This window comes from Onishia niordana (genome assembly GCF_004798965.1).
GTDB lineage: Bacteria > Pseudomonadota > Gammaproteobacteria > Pseudomonadales > Halomonadaceae > Onishia > Onishia niordana.
In genome coordinates this window covers 230,167-247,782 of record NZ_SDSD01000003.1, presented here as the reverse complement: position 1 = coordinate 247,782, position 17,616 = coordinate 230,167, and the positions used below count along the sequence as shown (strand labels likewise).

16 protein-coding genes and 3 pseudogenes are annotated in these 17,616 nt (G+C 49.0%); 1 reads left to right on the top strand and 18 read right to left on the bottom strand.

The genetic code is table 11. From position 1 onward, the window contains the following. Positions 1-6: 6 nt before the first annotated feature. From ETC27_RS07755 to ETC27_RS07705, 14 genes and pseudogenes are all read right to left on the bottom strand, one after another. On the bottom strand, positions 7-342 hold the full coding sequence (locus ETC27_RS07755; RefSeq protein ID WP_136254432.1) for a DUF1153 domain-containing protein: 336 nt from the start codon (positions 340-342) through the stop codon (positions 7-9). A 179-nt stretch (positions 343-521) separates the two neighbouring features. After that, positions 522-1,544 (bottom strand): NAD-dependent epimerase, encoded by a 1,023-nt coding sequence (locus ETC27_RS07750; RefSeq protein WP_136254431.1) that lies wholly within the window; start codon positions 1,542-1,544, stop codon positions 522-524. 41 nt (positions 1,545-1,585) lie between these two features. Beyond that, positions 1,586-2,863, bottom strand: a complete 1,278-nt coding sequence (gene tviB, locus ETC27_RS07745) for a Vi polysaccharide biosynthesis UDP-N-acetylglucosamine C-6 dehydrogenase TviB (protein ID WP_136254430.1) — start codon at positions 2,861-2,863, stop codon at positions 1,586-1,588. A gap of 147 nt (positions 2,864-3,010) precedes the next feature. After that, a pseudogene (locus ETC27_RS17560) lies at positions 3,011-3,163 on the bottom strand (IS110 family RNA-guided transposase); the annotation flags it as partial. Positions 3,164-3,212: 49 nt separating this feature from the next. Next, positions 3,213-3,435: pseudogene (locus tag ETC27_RS17555) on the bottom strand (ISAs1 family transposase); the annotation flags it as partial. A gap of 60 nt (positions 3,436-3,495) precedes the next feature. Further along, entirely contained in the window at positions 3,496-3,654 is a 159-nt protein-coding gene (locus ETC27_RS17760) for a transposase family protein (RefSeq protein ID WP_369333501.1), read from the bottom strand. Positions 3,655-3,878: 224 nt separating this feature from the next. Next, positions 3,879-4,001, bottom strand: a complete 123-nt coding sequence (locus ETC27_RS17675; protein WP_276605690.1) for a hypothetical protein — start codon at positions 3,999-4,001, stop codon at positions 3,879-3,881. A gap of 202 nt (positions 4,002-4,203) precedes the next feature. After that, on the bottom strand, positions 4,204-4,497 hold the full coding sequence (locus ETC27_RS07735; RefSeq protein WP_136254428.1) for a transposase: 294 nt from the start codon (positions 4,495-4,497) through the stop codon (positions 4,204-4,206). A gap of 242 nt (positions 4,498-4,739) precedes the next feature. Beyond that, on the bottom strand, positions 4,740-5,897 hold the full coding sequence (locus ETC27_RS07730) for a glycosyltransferase family 4 protein (protein ID WP_136254427.1): 1,158 nt from the start codon (positions 5,895-5,897) through the stop codon (positions 4,740-4,742). After that, positions 5,887-6,411 carry an acyltransferase gene (locus tag ETC27_RS07725; RefSeq protein ID WP_205742705.1) on the bottom strand — a complete coding sequence of 175 codons (525 nt, stop codon included), beginning with the start codon at positions 6,409-6,411 and terminating at the stop codon, positions 5,887-5,889. The genes ETC27_RS07730 and ETC27_RS07725 overlap by 11 nt, the downstream gene beginning before the upstream one ends. Before the next feature lie 11 nt (positions 6,412-6,422). Continuing rightward, on the bottom strand, positions 6,423-7,592 hold the full coding sequence (locus ETC27_RS07720; protein ID WP_136254425.1) for a glycosyltransferase: 1,170 nt from the start codon (positions 7,590-7,592) through the stop codon (positions 6,423-6,425). Beyond that, positions 7,589-8,929 (bottom strand): O-antigen polymerase, encoded by a 1,341-nt coding sequence (locus ETC27_RS07715; protein ID WP_136254424.1) that lies wholly within the window; start codon positions 8,927-8,929, stop codon positions 7,589-7,591. The genes ETC27_RS07720 and ETC27_RS07715 overlap by 4 nt, the downstream gene beginning before the upstream one ends. A 3-nt stretch (positions 8,930-8,932) precedes the next feature. Then, positions 8,933-10,285 carry an MATE family efflux transporter gene (locus tag ETC27_RS07710; RefSeq protein WP_136254423.1) on the bottom strand — a complete coding sequence of 451 codons (1,353 nt, stop codon included), beginning with the start codon at positions 10,283-10,285 and terminating at the stop codon, positions 8,933-8,935. Positions 10,286-10,689: 404 nt separating this feature from the next. Beyond that, complete coding sequence (locus ETC27_RS07705; RefSeq protein ID WP_136254422.1) at positions 10,690-10,911, bottom strand: transposase family protein; 222 nt, start codon at positions 10,909-10,911, stop codon at positions 10,690-10,692. A gap of 693 nt (positions 10,912-11,604) precedes the next feature. Between ETC27_RS07705 and ETC27_RS17550 the strand changes: the two are divergent. Next, a pseudogene (locus ETC27_RS17550) lies at positions 11,605-11,793 on the top strand (IS3 family transposase); the annotation flags it as partial. 355 nt (positions 11,794-12,148) lie between these two features. Here ETC27_RS17550 and ETC27_RS07695 read toward each other — a convergent pair. The 4 genes from ETC27_RS07695 to ETC27_RS07680 form a co-directional block, all read right to left on the bottom strand. Further along, a complete protein-coding gene (locus ETC27_RS07695; protein ID WP_136254420.1) occupies positions 12,149-12,937 on the bottom strand; it encodes a Wzz/FepE/Etk N-terminal domain-containing protein in 789 nt (262 codons plus the stop codon). 227 nt (positions 12,938-13,164) lie between these two features. Next, positions 13,165-15,345 (bottom strand): polysaccharide biosynthesis tyrosine autokinase, encoded by a 2,181-nt coding sequence (locus ETC27_RS07690; protein WP_136254419.1) that lies wholly within the window; start codon positions 15,343-15,345, stop codon positions 13,165-13,167. An 86-nt stretch (positions 15,346-15,431) separates the two neighbouring features. Next, entirely contained in the window at positions 15,432-15,866 is a 435-nt protein-coding gene (locus ETC27_RS07685; protein WP_136254418.1) for a low molecular weight protein-tyrosine-phosphatase, read from the bottom strand. A gap of 2 nt (positions 15,867-15,868) precedes the next feature. Continuing rightward, positions 15,869-16,984 (bottom strand): polysaccharide export protein, encoded by a 1,116-nt coding sequence (locus tag ETC27_RS07680; protein ID WP_136254417.1) that lies wholly within the window; start codon positions 16,982-16,984, stop codon positions 15,869-15,871. Positions 16,985-17,616 lie beyond the last annotated feature (632 nt).

Below are 17,616 nucleotides of genomic sequence, written 5' to 3'. Positions count from 1 at the left end.
CCCTCTTCAGCGAGTTGCGCCTGCAGCGAATTTACGAGTTCTCGTCCTCGTCCAGCAGGCGCTTGATTTTTTTAGTACATAGATCTGCAGATGGGCCTCGCCCAGCGCTTCCTTAGTCTCACGGAGCTCGGGCTCGTAATGCTCACGGATGTCCTTGGGCCGAGCTTTAAATCCGCTTTCCATGCTGCGCTTAGCGTCATCGACCCAGCTCTCGACCTCAGAGACGATGAGGTCGTGCTGGCGGGCCACTTCAGCGAGCGTGGTCTTGCCCTTGAAGATGTCCATGACCACGGCGGCCTTGCGCTTGGCGGTCCAGCGTTTGACGGTAGGTTCGTTGCTCATCTCATCCTCCTGATCGCTGCACTATAGCCTGTGCAGCTATGGAGGGGGTCACTTCACACTTCACCAGGTCTTTAGACCGGGCGCAACGAGACTTCAACAGGACCCAGCCGGCTCAGCCAGGCCGCTCCTCCTGTGGGTTGGCCATCTGCCAGTGCAGTGTATCGCGCGGCGCTTCCGCTTCAGACCTGATAAAAGTCGCGATACCACGCCACAAAATTGGCCACGCCGTCCTTCACTGGCATGGCGGGCTTGTAGCCAACGGCTTTCTCCAGCTCGGTGGAGTCGGCATAGGTGTCCGGAACATCGCCCGGCTGCAAGGGCAGCAGGTCTTTGGTAGCCTTCTTACCCAGTGCTTCCTCAATGGCCACAATGTACTCGGAGAGCTTCACTGGGTCGTTGTTACCGATGTTGAAAATCCGGTACGGTGCATTGCTGGTCGCCGGATCGGGAGCGGCGCTATTCCACTCGGGATTGGGCTGAGCCACATCGTCACTGGTACGCACCACTCCTTCAACGATGTCGTCAACGTAGGTGAAATCGCGGGTATGGTGGCCATGGTTGAACACCGAAATCGGCTCGCCCGCCAAAGTCGCTTTGGTAAATAGGAATAGCGCCATGTCGGGACGCCCCCATGGACCATAGACGGTAAAAAAACGCAGCCCTGTGGTGGGCAGGCGGTACAAATGGCTGTAGCTGTGTGCCATCAGCTCATTGGCCTTCTTGGTGGCTGCGTAGAGCTGCAGCGGGTGGTTGACGCTCTCGTGCTCGGAGAACGGCATCTTGGTGTTGGCACCGTAAACGCTGCTGGTGCTGGCGTAGGTAAGGTGCTGCACCTGTTGGTGCCGACACGCCTCCAGGATGTTGGTGAAGGCCACCACATTGCTCTGTACATAAGCGTGGGGATTTTCCAGCGAATAGCGCACCCCCGCCTGGGCGGCCAAGTGGATTACCCGCTCGGGACGGTGCTCAAGGAACGCAGTGTTCACTGCCTGCTGGTCAGCGAGATCCTCGCGCACGAAGACGTACTCGCTGCCGGTCCGCGCCGCGGTTTCTTCAAGAATCTTCAGCCGCGCTTCCTTGATGGCTGGGTCATAGTAATCGTTGACCACATCAAAGCCGACCACACTGTCGCCCCGCACCAGCAGGCGCTTGGCTACATGGAAACCGATAAAGCCGGCATTGCCGGTCACAAGAATCTTCATTTACATTGTCCTGGATAATGTTCGCTTGACCGCTTGACTGCTCAGAGTCTGAGATCCACCGCCTCCTTGGGCAGCAGGTACTTCAAATCATAGAGCACATGCTCGGGCTTACCCCAAGCGCGAATGCCCTCGGCACCCAACTCGCGGAATTCTCGGTGCGCCACGGCCAGCACAACGGCATCGTAGGCGCCGGCCTCGGGGCGTTTCATGAGACGAACGCCATACTCCTCCTCGGCCTGGTTCTTGTCGGCTTGCGGGTCGTATACATCCACGGCCACATTGTAGTCTGCCAGCTCGCTGAGGATATCCACTACTCGGGTGTTGCGCAGGTCGGGGCAGTTCTCCTTGAAGGTCAGGCCCATCACCAGCACCCGGGCGCCATCCACATGGATACGCTGCTTAATCATCTGCTTGACCAACTGGCTGGCGACATAACTCCCCATTCCGTCGTTGATGCGCCGCCCGGCCAGAATCATCTCAGGGTGGTAGCCTACCTGCTCGGCGCGGTGGGTCAGGTAATAGGGATCCACGCCGATGCAGTGGCCCCCCACCAGTCCGGGACGGAACGGTAGGAAGTTCCACTTAGTACCGGCGGCTTCCAGCACCTCCTCGGTATCAATCCCCAAACGATTGAAGATCACCGCTAGTTCGTTGATCAGCGCGATGTTGATGTCGCGCTGGGTGTTCTCGATCACCTTGGCCGCCTCGGCCACGGCAATGGAGCTGGCCTTGTGAGTTCCGGCGGTGATCACTCGGCGGTAGAGCGCATCTACGAACTCCGCTACTTCCGGGGTCGAGCCCGATGTGACCTTCTGGATGGTGGTGACCCGATGCTCCTTGTCACCCGGATTGACCCGCTCCGGGCTGTAACCGGCAAAAAAGTCGCGATTGAAGTTCAACCCCGAGCCCCGCTCAATCACTGGCACGCAATCAGTTTCGGTAGCTCCCGGGTAGACAGTGGACTCAAAGATCACTACGTTGCCCTGGCCTATTACCTGTCCAAGGGTCTCGCTGGCGCGCATCAAGGGCGTCAAGTCTGGCCTACGGCTGGCATCGATCGGGGTAGGTACGGTGACGATATAAACGTTGCACGCGCGCAGCGCCTCAAGGTCACTCGAGAAGCTTAGCTGCGAGGCACTAGTCAGCAGTTCCGGCTCAACCTCCAGAGTGTGGTCGATACCATCACGCAGATCGCTGATGCGCTTGGAGTTGATATCGAAGCCCAGTGTAGGCATCAACTTACCGAACTCCACTGCCAGCGGCAAGCCTACATAGCCCAAGCCAATCACACCCAGGTGCACATTATCCAATCTTTGCATATCGAGTAACCCTTATTTTCCCATTATTTAGGTGTTTAGTCCCAGGGTGTAATAGTCCATGGTACCATTACACCATGGGACTAAACACTTAGACACCATCGCTCCTGACCGGTCACAAACGTCTCATTAGGCGGCTTGTGGCCGGTATTAGGTTTGCGTCTTGAGTACAATGCAGGTGATATGAATCAGCTTCCGCATCGCCGCCCCCAGGGCCGCCTTCTTACTCTTGCCATTATCTGTTAGCCGCCGTTAGAGCGCAGAGATACGAGGATTGCGCCTCAGCCCGACGATGGACGCCATATTAGGCAACGATGCCTGTCATGGTTGTTTGAATCTGGAATCAGGCGGCTTCGGCAATCTTCTTCTGGCAACCCATCGCATCGCTCTTTAACAGGCAGCATTTTAGATTGAGAAGCTTAGCAGATCGGGAATCGCAGTAATCTCGTTGGATTTATCCACTGTCTTGACCTGACCCAGCACCACCCCATTCGCTGCACTGAAGGCACTGACCATATGGATCGCCCCCTCGCCCCAAAGTACGATCCACTCAACGTCTTGACATCGATGGGCACCACCGTGCCTTCTGTTACGTCATGGCAGGTCTTCATCTACTTGGCAAAGGCACTTTGGAGCTAATACGCATCGCCCCTGGTCAAGGTGTTATGGCTGGGCGTGCCGACCTTAAAATCGCCGTACTGGCAAAAAAAGTCCAGCTTCACGTGGCCAAAATCCTCAATCTCATCCCATCTTTCCGAGCCACATATCACCGCGCAGACGGTTAAAAACAGCATATCAGATAGAACAGCATTTGCTGCACTTTCCAAGCCTAGCGGAAGTCGTGAACGATCGATAAGTGGTGCATAAGAGAGGATGTCAGCATCGGATAATCCATGAGCAAAAGCTGTTATATGACCACATTAGCTCCTACTAGTAAATCGCCAAGAAGCCGTCGTAAAGCAGTTTTTCATGCTTTTCCCTGCACGGCCTGAGGCCGGCAATCCTGAGCGCCCCAACCTCAACAACGGTAGGTGTTGGTGCCGATGCCAAGCTCTGCACATGCGGCCTGTAGACAGGCTCCATCGGCACGCGCTTCATCGCTCAGCTGAACGGCGTCCTGGCGATCTAACATGCTGATCATTCGTCCTCCTCCCCCAGATCGCTAGATCGCTCGAGCCCTTTTTTCTCAACGCCAACAGTGCAGCGGTTTACACGAGTGCGGCCTCTTTGCGACGGAGCTCACGCTTGACCTCCTTGCTCTCATAGCGCTACGCCTTGAGGGCTTCACACTGCTACTTGGAGGCGGTATCACTCCGGTCGTTGGCGCCTTCGCAGCTCGCCCGTCAGTGCTGGATCCGCTCGGGATAAAGGCCACGCTGCCGGCAGTCCTCGGCGCACTTGTCCTCGCTCAGGGCCGCCGCACCCAGAACGGCGTGAAACTTGTACTGCGAGCCCCAGCCCTCGGGATCATCGCTCTGGTCAGGTAGCAAACGGCCCGCTTGCCGAGCCTTCTTGCGCCAGTTGTAAAGCATCGCCGCGGAGACGCCTTCTTCCAAGGAGACTTCCGCCACCGTGCGGTTGTGCGGCGGGAGCAACTCCTTGAAGATGGCTTCCTGGCGCTCATCGAAGCACTTCATCGGAATCTCATTTCGCCCATATGGTTCAGAGTCTAACAGCCGTTGAGGATCCAACTAGCTTGGCAGAGGTGGGGAGTTTACAGGCCGTAAATGAGTATTCTTAGCTGATTTTTAACGCCGGATAGCGGAGCGCAGACACTTATCAGACGTCACCATGATCAAAATATAACATGGATACAACACCTAACCTAAAAGGTCAGGTTTTGCACCCAGAATCTGCGGCCAAGCCGTTCAATCAAGACCTACTTAGAATTTTTGGTGTAAAATTCTATTAAGTTATCCCATACAACCTCACTAGAAAAACTTTCAAGCACCCTTTCCCTTCCAGAATCGCCGAGCCTGTTTCTCAGCTCCCTATCTTCATACAGCCGCAACATGGCATCGTGCAATTCATCTACCGAATAAGGATTGCATAAAATACCAGTCACATCATTTTTTACTGACTCTCGACAGCCGACAACGTCATAAGCAATTACCGGAATATTCATAGCACTAGCTTCAATAGCCACATTTCCAAAACCCTCGCGGTAACTGGGGAAAACAAAAACATCTGCTATAGCAAAGTAATCCTCCACATAGTTTGACCATGAAAGGCGTACTATTGAAGAACACTCCTCAATAGCAATCAAGGTTTCATCCTCTAAAAGATCAAAACTCTCGTATTCTCCAACCAACAACAAATAGACATTACTAGAAACTTTTTTTTGCAAACTCAAAAAAGCGGACACAAGCTCATTAACACCTTTATCACGCCTTAATCTACCTGAATACAAGAAAACAAAGCCTTCTTCAAGACCCACAATGCTTTTTATTTCCCTAACATCCTCGCCAGAGTATCTGCTCATTGAAAATCTTTTCAGATCAACGCCATTACTCGAACCCTGCCCCAAAACCACCATTTTTTCTTCGCTACAAAGACCGGATTCAACATACTCATTCGCCAACTCAAAAGATATAGAGTGAACTTTTCTTGAAAGTGAGCAAATCAAACCATCCAACAACTCGTAACACTTTCGCTTAACTCCAGACAAATTCTCATATGCTCTACCTCTTATCATGTAGACAACATTCTTTTGGCCAGATAATCTTGCAGCTATAACCCCTAACAATGAAGCCTTGGGAGTTGAAACACTAATAACATCAAATCTATTACTAACAAAAAACAGCCACAGCCTAAAAACAGAAAGCAAATCCTTAAGCGGACTAGGATTTCTTTCAATATTAATGGCAACAGGGCTAACACCTTGAGACTTTATCATCTCATGCTCTTTACCTGGAGAGGACACAGCCGTTACTTCAAATCCATTAGCTGTCAGATAAGAAAACTGCTCTCTATATAAAGACTGAAGATTCATCGGGTTAGTAATAACAACACAAATCTTTATTTTCCTATCTGTCACAACGATTCACCTTACAAACCAACTTAGCAGGAACACCCATATAAATCATATTATCGTCACAATCGCGAGTAATCAAACTATTAGCGGCAACAATACATCCACTACCAACACTCACGCCAGATGAGATAGTTGCTCCAGCTGCAATCCAACTTCCACTACCAATTGATACTTCGGAAAAAGTACTTTTCCCTCTATAGACGGAGCCATCTTTAAATGTATGCTTAGTAGAGACTATGACTGCATAAGGAGCCACCATGACTTCACTAGCAATTTCCACACCACCTAAAGCATTCACCCAGACTCCTTTTGCCAGGTAAACATTATCACCAACTGACAAGTTTTTGATCCCAAGGAGCGTAACATCTCGTCCCAAAGTTAAACCTTTAGGACGCCCAGGAATAAAAAAGGAAATCAACCAACCTCTAACACGTATAGAATATCGATTATCTGGTAGAAACCCAGTTATCAACATTAGAAACCACACAGGTAATACATACCTCAACTGATCCTCCACATAAGACTTCATTAACAAACCCTACCACGAAGTTGGCTATAAAAATCATATCTTTTCTTATCCAAAGAATCAGCTGCATACTCTAAAGAAGTATTGTAATTTTCCAACATAGCATTAACCGGGGACTCTAAGTTAATGAGATTTAGTATGACGTTCTTCAAGCCAATGTGATCGCCTGGCTTATGTAAATACTCCTTAGGGAGCAACTCTGGTATACCACCCGCAGTAGATCCACCACATAATTTACCACAAGACATTGCTTCTAATAGAGCTCTCGGGAGACCTTCCTGCCTGCTTGGTTGTATATATACATCCAAACTAGAAATCCACTTTAAAACTGGCTCACCATTAGGCAAGGAACCGCTAAACTCTACTTGCGATACAACCCCCATCTTTTCTGATAGAACTTTATAGCTTTCAGCATCACCACTACCCAGTATTTTCAATTCGCATCCCACACCTTCTTTTAAAAGTAAAGAGACAGCGCAAACAGCAGTGTCTATTCCTTTATAATTACTTTTAAAATTTCCTATCAAGCCTATGGTAACAATCTCACTTTCATATGTCTTAGGACGCTGGGTAATAAACCCAGCATCCTTAGAAGGGTTTATAGAAACATTTGAAATTGCGACAGCGTTAGCATGCCGTGCAGAAGGATAGCGTTTTTGTAAAAACCAATTTGTAACATACAGATTTTGGGGGCTAGACCTTACTGCAGCCCTCATTCTAAAATAGGCGATAGGTGCATATAGCTTTGCGAGAATGCTTCCATAGTTCCAAAGTGCATCCCAAACACAACCAACAACTTCTATAGCGTAAGGAATTTTATTTTCTTCTGCGACTTTTAGTGCCATCAACCCATTCTCGCTAGGCAACCTTACTATCACTGAATCCGCGCACGAAACATGCCTACGAATTTCTTCAAAAACTTTTCTTCGTTTCAACACCCTTTTAGCCGCAGAAGTATCACTAACAAAATTAAACTCTACTTCATCTCGTCCCGATCTGACAAGATTGCTTTCAGCATCTTCCCTGACACCTCCATATCTTCCAATTACGCAAATTTTATCAAAATGATCTATATAGCGTTGCCAAGCACTTGATGGAAATGCAGATGCCGAATATATCTCACCATCAATAGACTTAAAAAACACATGATCATGTACAAAAACAGCCTTCATGAACAGTTCCTTTTATTCAAAAGCACATGAAAGAGATAAAACATAATAACTGACAAACCACCGACCTTGAAAGTTTGAGAGAACAAATTTGCCACATCAGCTCTTATACAATATATAGAGGTTAATAGTGCTAACACATAAAAAACAAACCAATAAATAGACTTTCCCCTTAAGATGAAAAGCCAAGAATTTACAGTAGCCACAATAGACAAAACCACTATCACCCCGAAGTAACTACCCAGCAAATAGCCTTGCGCCACATACCCAAATCCCCAGCCTGAAGTGCCCGAGAAACCATTTTCAGGTCGGTAGACGTCATCAAACCATTTCCCAGTACTCATAAGAGAACTATCAAAAAATATACTAGGAATGAAAGCTCTTAGTACATCTGTGTAAAGATATCCAAAACTATGCTCCACACCGAAGTATATTACTGAATAGACATTCCTCGATGCAGAAATAAACTCATTATTAAACAAAAACCCCAACCCATTATATATCACAGCGATATCAAAACCACCCGATATCAAAACTGCTTTAAAGACTTGGCTAAGGGGTGCAATAAACGCTGCAGCAACACATAATAAAAAAACAAACCAAAAACTGGCATTCCTTCTTTTATCAGTTTGAATAACCAAGACAATTAAAATAACACGGAAAACTATGTCCCTCTCTCCAGCAAGAATCATATAAAAGAAAGAAACTAGAAATATAAGAAAAACTGGCAGATCACCCCTGAAAAAATTTTCACTCCTCACCACTCTGAAAATAAAATAATTAATAACTATCAAGAAGGCAAAAACCGTATAGCTATTTATACCTTTTGCCTCACTCACCAACTCTTGCTTTGAGCTAGCCCCCGAGCTATATAGCAGCGTGATCATAATGAGAACTATCGAACCAAATATTAATGCAATGATATTCTCACTCAAAAAACTCTTTCTCCTTGACTCATAACTAGCGCAAGAAAAAAACTCGTCCCCTTTACTTATAAGTAAATTACACACAACCAGGTAAGAAAAAACCCCAACGAGTGAATGATTGACGGACACAGCCAAATCCCCATGATCAACAGGGAGGATCAAGCTCGGTGAAAAAATAACTCTAAGAGGATACCAAGTAGAATAAAGTGCAAAAAAAGAAGTAAATAAAACCCTGGGATCCAGAAGGCTTCTGGAATTAAATAAAAGCACCCCTGAGATCACAATAAAGGCCAATGATAACAAAGATACCGTCAAGTCACTTATTACAACTGCCTGCACTACAACCCAAAGTCCGGCAACAAAAAACAACAATTTCTCTTGAGGCTTAGAGAGGCGTAAAGATGTGTTTTTCATAAATCAGCTACTAACATTACGAGATACTTGGTGTTTATGACAAAACCCAAACACTTTATTTGCGAAAAACAAAGCGGCTAAATTCTGAACCACCAGCAAATAAATAGTTGTAAAAGCCAACCCCCAGATCCCTAACAACTGGAATAATACCACTGCAATAGCTATACTTGAAAATGATGTGAATAGAGACAAATTCCTCATCACCTTTTGGCGGCCAGACATATTCAGCAGACTCCCTACTGCACCAGTACCTACGTTCACTAACTGAGAAATCACTAACGCAACCAAGATATAATACCCCTCAACAAACTCTTCACCAAAAAACACTAGAATATCTTTACCAAAAATAATCAAAACAGCAGCGGGGAGTAGCGCGATGAAAAACATAACTAAACTGGAAAAAACGTAAAGATCAGATGCAGCTCCATATTTTCGAGCGCTGCACAATACAGCAAACCGGGGACCCAACACACCATTAAATATCATCAAAATGAAATTTATAAGGAAGGCCACTCTATTGACGGTACTAAAAACACCTATTGAACTCGCGGTTAAAAAAAAACCACCTAACAAAACAATGCCCCACTGAGAACAATAATTTGCAAGACTGATCAAAAAGTAATCAGGAAGGTGTCTTAAAAACTCCCTAAACCTACTTGATAGCGCATCACCCTCACAACTCACCAAACTATTTAAAATAGATATCTTCTTAAGGAAAGTGAAAACACCTAACAGAAACAAGATGAAAGTTGATAACGCAAAAATCCAAGTAGCTTCTAGCAAGGTAGAACCTGGAAATACACTCTCATATATGAATATATTCAATGCCGAGAAAAGTGACGAAAACCCAGTCTCAAAAACCGGGGCGATTGGTGATTCGTTTATAGCTCTGTAAAGACTACCCAGCACAAAAAGGTAGGTGTAAAAAGGTAAACAAAACAACAATGGCGGAAAAATATCGACCAACTCGCCACCATCCATTACAAGAAGAGATAACTCAACCCTAAAACTTAACAACACCAAGCAAGCCAAAAACCCAATAAAAAAAACATTAAAAAAGGTAGTGGCCAGAATAGCTTTTATCATAGAGCCATCGTGGTTATAAAATGCAACGCCTCCAAACTTTAGAATACCATCGTTGATACCAAATCTTAGCAGCACTCCAACCCCGATAATCAAAGATAAACCTAGCATAAAAGTTCCGACACCTTCAGCGCCATACAACCTCGCCAAGACTAAACCCAAAAGCAAAGTACCAGATGCCCCTATAGCTTTAGTTACCAATGTTTTGGCTGCTAGGTTAATGATATCTCTATATAAAATTAAGTTTTTCCGGCAAAATACCAATATATTCATGATGATTTTTTACTTTCCATGTGCCGGCGGATGCAGGCTCTGAGTACAACAGTGTCATTGTATAGATGATGGGCCTTTTTGATATTTCGCCATCAGCCCAGCTTATTCATGAGGGTGGCCTGAAAAAGAAGGTAGCGAGTGGTTTCCTCTTGTAGAATCAGAATGCTCCTAGCAGAACACGATCCAAGATGACCGCTCCCCTAAACGACCAAGTCGACCTCGCGCAAGGGCTCTGTCTGTGCTGAGCTGAGCTGAGCTGAGCTGAGCGGCCAGTGCACCACCTAGGCGAAACGCATGAAAAAATTTACACTGCGAAAATGTCTGTCGGATAGTTGTCATCCAGTCTTGCCAACACTGGCTACCACTACGCCATCGGTGCAAGCCTTCATCCACTCAGTCTGCAACTACTCGGCACTCAACAAAGCCATCACACACGCCAAGGTTGTCATGGCTGAGCACACCGGCACCAAAATCGCCGTACTAGCTAAGAAAATCCAGCCTTCGGCACCACAAATCACCGCACAGGCGTCCATAAACAGGATATCCAACAGCTGATGCTGCACTTTCCAAGCCTGGCGGAAGTCGGGAACAATCGATAAATTGTGCCTAAGAGATGGTTTTAACATGAGTCATCCATGAGCAAAACGCGTTAGATGACCGCATTAGCACCTACTGGTAAAGCGCTACGAATCCCGTCGTAGAGCAGTTTTCATACGTTTTCTCTGTGCTGATCAACGCGCCGGATGATCTGCGAGCCAGTGATGAGGGAAAAACTCCCGTCAGCATGCTCGCTTGGCTAAGAACCGGCTCCTTGAGGGATACGACAGGCAGCATCAGGCATATGCTTTGAGCTGGCTCTTGCTGGATGGGGAAGCTAGATCTCTAGACAGGATGATTCACAATCTTGTGCAAAAAAGCTGTGCCTCAGCTCGTGGAAGCCTACGGAATCAGTACTCACATTGCAGCAAAGATATTGATTGTTGTGGGGGGGCTATCCCGAACGAATCAAGTTTGGAGCGGCATTGGCGAAGCTGGCAGGCTTCAGTCCCATCCCCGCCTCCTCAGGCATAAGTCGGGACGGTCTAGAATTAACAGAGGCGACCACAGGCAGCTCAATGCTGCCATGTATCGCGTAGCGATTGTGAGTATGCGACACCATGAACCTACCAGGCCATATGTTGCGCGAAGAACAGCAGAAGGTAAAACAAAACGGGATATCGTCAGGTGCCTCAAACTCCACATCAAGCGTGGGGTTTACCGGCTCCTCCAACATGGCCCCAAGTTAGCAGAATACACGACTTGACATATATAGGAGCATCAACGCGTATACCGTGAGTTTCTTCTATAGCCTGAAGATTGAGGCAATCCATGGTGAGCGTTTCGAAATCCGGAATGCCATGCGGCGGCAAGTGTTCGAGTAAATAGAGATAGACTACAACCGGCAGCGCCGGCACAGTGCGATTGGGATAATCAACCCAGAGGCCTTCGTGGCCCGTATGATCACTTAGGTCAGTGTCCACGATTGCTGGGTATGACCAGTTGTCGTCGCTCACCCTGTCCTCCTAATGACTGCACTATAACCTGTGCAGCTATGGAGGGGGTGGGGCACTTCACTGGGACCATACAACTAGATACCGCCAATGCTGCACTTGCTGCACTTGCTGCTTAATCCAGGGATTAAAAATACTGAATGACTGATTATAAAATAAAAAAGTATGAGCAACCAGCTGATTCACATCACATTTTTGTGAACTTTTGCGTTTCGCCGAGCCCGTCACATTGTTCAGAACAACGCCCCACATTTCTGTGAGGCGACATCCTTAACCCACTGATTTTATTGACCACCAGTAATAAGGGCGGTTATCAGTTACTTTTGGCCTCTTGTTCCTTGAGGCTGTTGCAGACCAAACCTGCAAACTGCATCAAGAAAACACCCATTACCGAAAGCATCACGCCAAGAACTAGAGCCAAGGCCATAATTAAGGTACGGCTTGTTCCTACTTTCTCTAGACTTTGAACAGCGGTTTGAGCCACCCGGCCATCTTTTAGCAAATCAAGACGATCTTTAGTCGTCGCTATCTGCTCGGTGTAATTGGCGAGGAGATCTGCGGCACCGGGCGATGTCGATTGTTCAGCAGTAGCTACTAATGCTTGTAGGCTCTCCAATCGATTCTCCAGCGACGACCGCTGACGGTCTACCAAGGTTTTCTGATCGCTCTCGATACTCGACAACAACGCACTATGCATATCTTCAACGAGAGGCGCTGTCTCTTCGGATGCCCGCGAGGTGATTTTCATCAACTGCGTGTCTTCCGGTGTCGAGAGCTCTACAGAAAATGGCAAGGATTCAAGCCCGTTTTGCTCAAGCAACTCTCGTGTCGCGGGTGATACATATAGGCTCCGCGCCTTGGCGATCACCGTGTTTGCTGATTCAAGGGCACGCTCCGTGTTGCCCTCCCTTCCTGGCGATTGTTCGGCGACTTCATAGACTGAGACGTAGCTATAGCTAGGCGTCATCGTCAACACATAAGCAAAGGCGGCTAGCACCACCACCGCAAAGATAGTGGCCATCGCTTTCCAACGCCTGACCAGAATGGCCGCAAGGTCGACCAGGGAAATTTCGTCATCATGATAGGAGCGCTGATCGGACATTGCATCGGTTACCAATTGATTAGCTTTTTTGTTCACGCAGCAAGCAGGCACGCTACCGCCCGGGGATTACCTGGGCGCTTTCCCTAACCCTGTATTCCACGCTAGCTTACGCAGACCTGCTGCAGCATACGCATTGTATGCCCATTGTCCACGATGCTCTATGTGACAATCATGAGAAAAGGTACCTGTTTGGGTCGCTAATCGACAACAGATAACAGCAATATCAATCAGTTATACGCATAATTGTAGTATCCATAGCCGTAACTGGCAGCTGCCTTACGCTCCATGGCGTTCAGGATGGCGCCTTTAACCACTACCCCTGAGGTCTCAAGACGTCGCTTGGCAACTTCCAGCTCCTTGACAGGATTCATTTGGAAACGCGTCACCATCAGCGTAGTCCCGCACTGCTTACCGATAACGGCGGCATCTGTCACAGCAAGGATCGGCGGCGTATCGATGATCACCAGGTCATATCGCGCGCGAATATCTGCGAGGAATTGACTGAATCGCTGCTGCATCAATAGCTCTGAGGGGTTGGGCGGCGCACTGCCGCGCGATAGGTAATCCAACCCATCGATTTTGGCCGACCTTACTACGTCCTCTAACCCTGCCTTTCCGGCCAGAAGCTCAGATAGCCCCCCTTCGCTCTTACCGCCGAAGGCATGGTGTACGTGCCCTTTGCGCATATCCGCATCCACGACCAATACCTTCTGTCCCGCCTGAGCACAAACGGCTGCCAGGTTAATGGAGACAAAGCTCTTACCTATACCCGGGCTAGGGCCTGTGATCGCAATAAGGTTGTCACCTGACTCCAGCATGGCGAAATGCAGGCTGGTACGCAGACCGCGAATCGATTCGACTGCCATATCGGCCGGTGCCCGGTCAGCGAGAATCCCAGTACTAATGTGATGACCGTGATTGTCATTTTGTCGTTTGACACGCTTCAAGAGCTTGCCCTGCTCCTCAGACAATGGCACCGAGGCATACACTGGGATGCCCGCATCTTCAATCTGCTCCGGTGATTCCACACCACGATTGAGCAGGCCTCGCACCAGCACCACCCCCACCGAGAGCATTCCGCCTAGCAGCGTTGCCAGCACCACAATTAACGGCTTCTTGGGCTCAACCGGTGCGGGCTGCACCACGGCATCATCCAGTATGCGAACATTCCCGACCGTACTGGCTCGAGCAATCTTCATCTCCTGAATTTTGTTGAGCATCTGAACATAGACTTCCTGGTTAACCTTGACGTCGCGACTCATGCGCAGCACTTGCTGCTGCGTTTCAGGCAGGTCGTCTACTTTAGCTTCCAGCTGGTTACGCTCTTGCTGCAGCTGCTGCTTCTTCTCGAGAAGCGCCTGATAGGAAGGATGGCTCTTAGTGAAACGGCGAGAAATTTCCGATTCTTTGAACGACAGCTCATTTAGCTGTTTCTCAAGCCCCACAATGCGATCGAGAATGGATTGTGTCTCGAGCGAGAGATCAACGCTATCGCGCTCTGTACGATATTGATTGAGCTTATCTTCTGCTTCACGCAGTTGATCGCGCACCTCTGGCGTCTGCTGCTCAAGAAAGTCGAGACTCTTCTCGGCTTCAGCAGCTTGGCGCTGAATATTCTGTGTCAGATAGACGTCACTGATTGCATCCAGAACTCGTGATGCTCGCTGCGGATCGGTATCCGTCAGCGAAAGATCCAATAGGCCACTATCTTTGCCCTGCTGACTCACATTAAAGCGCGAGCGCAGATCATTGATCACACTCAGGCGAGCCTGCTCGGATATGGTAAAGGTCGCACCCCGGCCGGCACCCAGTTCGGCAATGCGGATCTTCAGCGAGCCATTCAGAAACGTTTCATCTTGGCCGACCTCGCCTTCGCCGAGTTTCCTATCTTCAAGGGCCAGGCGGTAGCGCCCGTTGCCGAGCACCGTTAGTTCGAAAGGCTCTCCGATAAACGCCTGAGACACCTGGAACTGGCTGACATTGATATATTCACCAGCCCACACGCTGGCACTGGCAAAACCGGGGCGCTCCATACCATGGCGCACCAAAAAGTCTCCAACGATGGGCAACCGGTGAGGCGTAACCTTCAGCGCAAGGTTTTCTTGATCAACGGCATCTCCCAGTACCATCCTCGAGCGCAATATCCCTACTTCAGTATCCGTCGAGGGCTCTTCACCCAGCATGGACTTCACGTCCTCGAGGGGATTGCTCATCCCTGCCTTTTCCTCTACCTGTACCAACGCATCGGCACGATAGACAGGCGTAACCAGCAGCGCATAAGCAATCCCTGCGATAGCAAATACTGCGGTAATGCTGATGATCCACCACTTATGATCAATCAACAGACCGAACAGTCGCCCCAGATCAATTTCATCGTCGGCAGGTGGTGTAGCAGGCGTTTGTGACATATTGGTACCAGGATGAAGCAGTGGAGAAAACTATTAAGCTCGAATATCGAAGACGTGAGTCATGAGCGGCGAAGTGGGTAGTAGCGCTAGAGCTTGCTGCTCCACGTATCGACGGACTGCTTGAGCAGACCATGAACATGCTGGAAAGCGTCTTCACTCTTGCGGTAGGGGTCAGGAATATCCTTGGTGCCATGTTCAAGCCAGTGGCCTAGCAACATGGTTTTCCCCAGGGCTGCGGATGAAAGCTCGCCCACCGCCCTGCGTTGGCCATCGCTCATTACCAGGATTAAATCATTCTGCTGCAGCAACTCTTGGTTGAGCTGGCGAGCAACATGCGCGCTAACATCTACCCCATCCGCTTCTGCAAGACGCCGCGCCGTAGGTTCGACCCCTTGGCCCACCAGGGCCCCAAGCCCTGCAGAAGAGACCGTCTTTTGCGGGCAACGCTGCCTCAACATCGCTTCAGCGACAGGGCTGCGACAGATATTGCCGGCACATACCACCAGAATACGCTCAAACATGGTTAGATATCCCGAACGTCACTAGACGTATTCGCTACCGTTCCAGGCAGGTTAACCGTAGGCAAGAGCAAGCTAATCACGCGATTCCAGCGCGCGACAGGCGCAGTGGTGACATACACCACATCTTTGGGCTCAAGCGTGAAACGCTGACCGAGACTGAAGGCAGCTGCATTGCGCACGTCCAACTGATAAACCGTGGCCAATTGCTCGCTGCCTTCAGGTTTGTGACGAATCACAAATATTCCGGATGCCTCAGCTCTCGTTTCATCAATCCCGCCAACACGTGAGATGGCATCGGTGAGCGTCATCCTCTCGTTGCCCAGCGCAATGTTACCCGGCTGCAGGACTTGACCCATGACGGCAACCCCATCATTTTCTGCGCTCGCCACATGCAGCACGTCGCCATCTCGAAGCAGCCGATTCTCTCGCTGATCCCCTTGACGAAGCAGGGCATAGAGGGAAATAGGCATTTCGACGCCATCGCGCGTCAAAAATGCCCGGTGCCAATTGGCATTTGCGGCAGCACCTCCTGCCTCACTCAGCGCATCACTAATGGTCATAGGCTGGGTAGTAAGGGGCAGTTTTCCTTGTTTATTTACCGCACCACTGACATAGACGTGCTTCGAGCGGTAGGCAGCGACTTTGACGTCTACTTGTGGCTCCGCGATATATTCAGCCAGGCGACGCGTAAGAAGCGACCGTATCTCATCCAGTGTCTTGCCCTCGACCTGAACTTGACCGATATAGGGATAGAAAATAGACCCATCGTTTCGAACGAGATTCCCCGCCTCGGCTGCACTACGCTGCTCACCTGAAGGAATCGTCAATTCGGGGTGGTCGTAAACGATGATATCCAGAATATCCCCGGGACCTATCCGATAGATGTAACTATCAATGGCTTGTTGTAAATCTTCTGGCTTACCGTGCCGGGAAGACGGCACCTCATCACGATACGTCGCTACCAGCCCGGGCGTAATAGGCTGAACGTCAACAAGCTCGTCAATTGGCGCACTTTCCGCCTGGTAGTCTATGTGGCTGCCTGGCGCCCAGGCGCAGCCGGAAAGCAGAACGGCGATCAAAGTGGCCGGCAACCAGCCTAGGCGATGTGCATCAATCATATGGTGATCTCAAAACGAGTTTCAGACACGCTACCGCCCCAAGGTTACAGTGGCGCATCCCTGAGGCCTGTAGTTAGCGAGTAGCTGATGATTCTGGTCATTTTATCAGGGCCAAGTACCAGCCATACTCATACAGCCCTGGTCTTGCAGAGCCTTGAGAAGCCCGCTCGGCAAGGCTTAGGGTACGAAGGCGAGGTTGTAAACCAACACTCGCAGCTTGGCACTTGCAATCGGCAACAGGATGCTATAATGGCTTATCCTGATGAAACGGTTCCTTTTTTTCAGGCAGGCATGGTACATAACAGTGGGTCGTACAGCCAGAGAGTCTTGCTCGATTGCACGGGATGTAGTCATTCTCTTACAAAAAAATTATGGACGCATATTGATAGCACCCTATCAATATGTAAGGAGAAAATTAATCTGGATCATTAAAGCTAATTACACGGGGTTCTAAGTGATTTAACAGCAACCTTAAGATTGCAGTAATCGCCTTACGCTTGCATACTCAGCTTTTAGAATGGTCGCTAATTTAAGCTGGCTGGCGAACCATTGATTTTGTTCCCAAAGGTAAGGAGTACCTTCATGATCAAGAAGACATTTGCGCTGATTGCTATCGCTAGCCTAATGGCGTC

Bases quoted from the DNA above. Each gene is read 5' to 3' on its own strand.
- ETC27_RS07755 (WP_136254432.1), bottom strand. From the start codon at position 342: ATGAGCAACGAACCTACCGTCAAACGCTGGACCGCCAAGCGCAAGGCC.
- ETC27_RS07750 (WP_136254431.1), bottom strand. From the start codon at position 1,544: ATGAAGATTCTTGTGACCGGCAATGCCGGCTTTATCGGTTTCCATGTA.
- tviB (WP_136254430.1), bottom strand. From the start codon at position 2,863: ATGCAAAGATTGGATAATGTGCACCTGGGTGTGATTGGCTTGGGCTAT.
- ETC27_RS17760 (WP_369333501.1), bottom strand. From the start codon at position 3,654: ATGCTGTTTTTAACCGTCTGCGCGGTGATATGTGGCTCGGAAAGATGG.
- ETC27_RS17675 (WP_276605690.1), bottom strand. From the start codon at position 4,001: ATGATCAGCATGTTAGATCGCCAGGACGCCGTTCAGCTGAGCGATGAA.
- ETC27_RS07735 (WP_136254428.1), bottom strand. From the start codon at position 4,497: ATGAAGTGCTTCGATGAGCGCCAGGAAGCCATCTTCAAGGAGTTGCTC.
- ETC27_RS07720 (WP_136254425.1), bottom strand. From the start codon at position 7,592: ATGAAGGCTGTTTTTGTACATGATCATGTGTTTTTTAAGTCTATTGAT.
- ETC27_RS07715 (WP_136254424.1), bottom strand. From the start codon at position 8,929: ATGAAAAACACATCTTTACGCCTCTCTAAGCCTCAAGAGAAATTGTTG.
- ETC27_RS07710 (WP_136254423.1), bottom strand. From the start codon at position 10,285: ATGAATATATTGGTATTTTGCCGGAAAAACTTAATTTTATATAGAGAT.
- ETC27_RS07705 (WP_136254422.1), bottom strand. From the start codon at position 10,911: ATGTTAAAACCATCTCTTAGGCACAATTTATCGATTGTTCCCGACTTC.
- ETC27_RS07695 (WP_136254420.1), bottom strand. From the start codon at position 12,937: ATGTCCGATCAGCGCTCCTATCATGATGACGAAATTTCCCTGGTCGAC.
- ETC27_RS07690 (WP_136254419.1), bottom strand. From the start codon at position 15,345: ATGTCACAAACGCCTGCTACACCACCTGCCGACGATGAAATTGATCTG.
- ETC27_RS07685 (WP_136254418.1), bottom strand. From the start codon at position 15,866: ATGTTTGAGCGTATTCTGGTGGTATGTGCCGGCAATATCTGTCGCAGC.
- ETC27_RS07680 (WP_136254417.1), bottom strand. From the start codon at position 16,984: ATGATTGATGCACATCGCCTAGGCTGGTTGCCGGCCACTTTGATCGCC.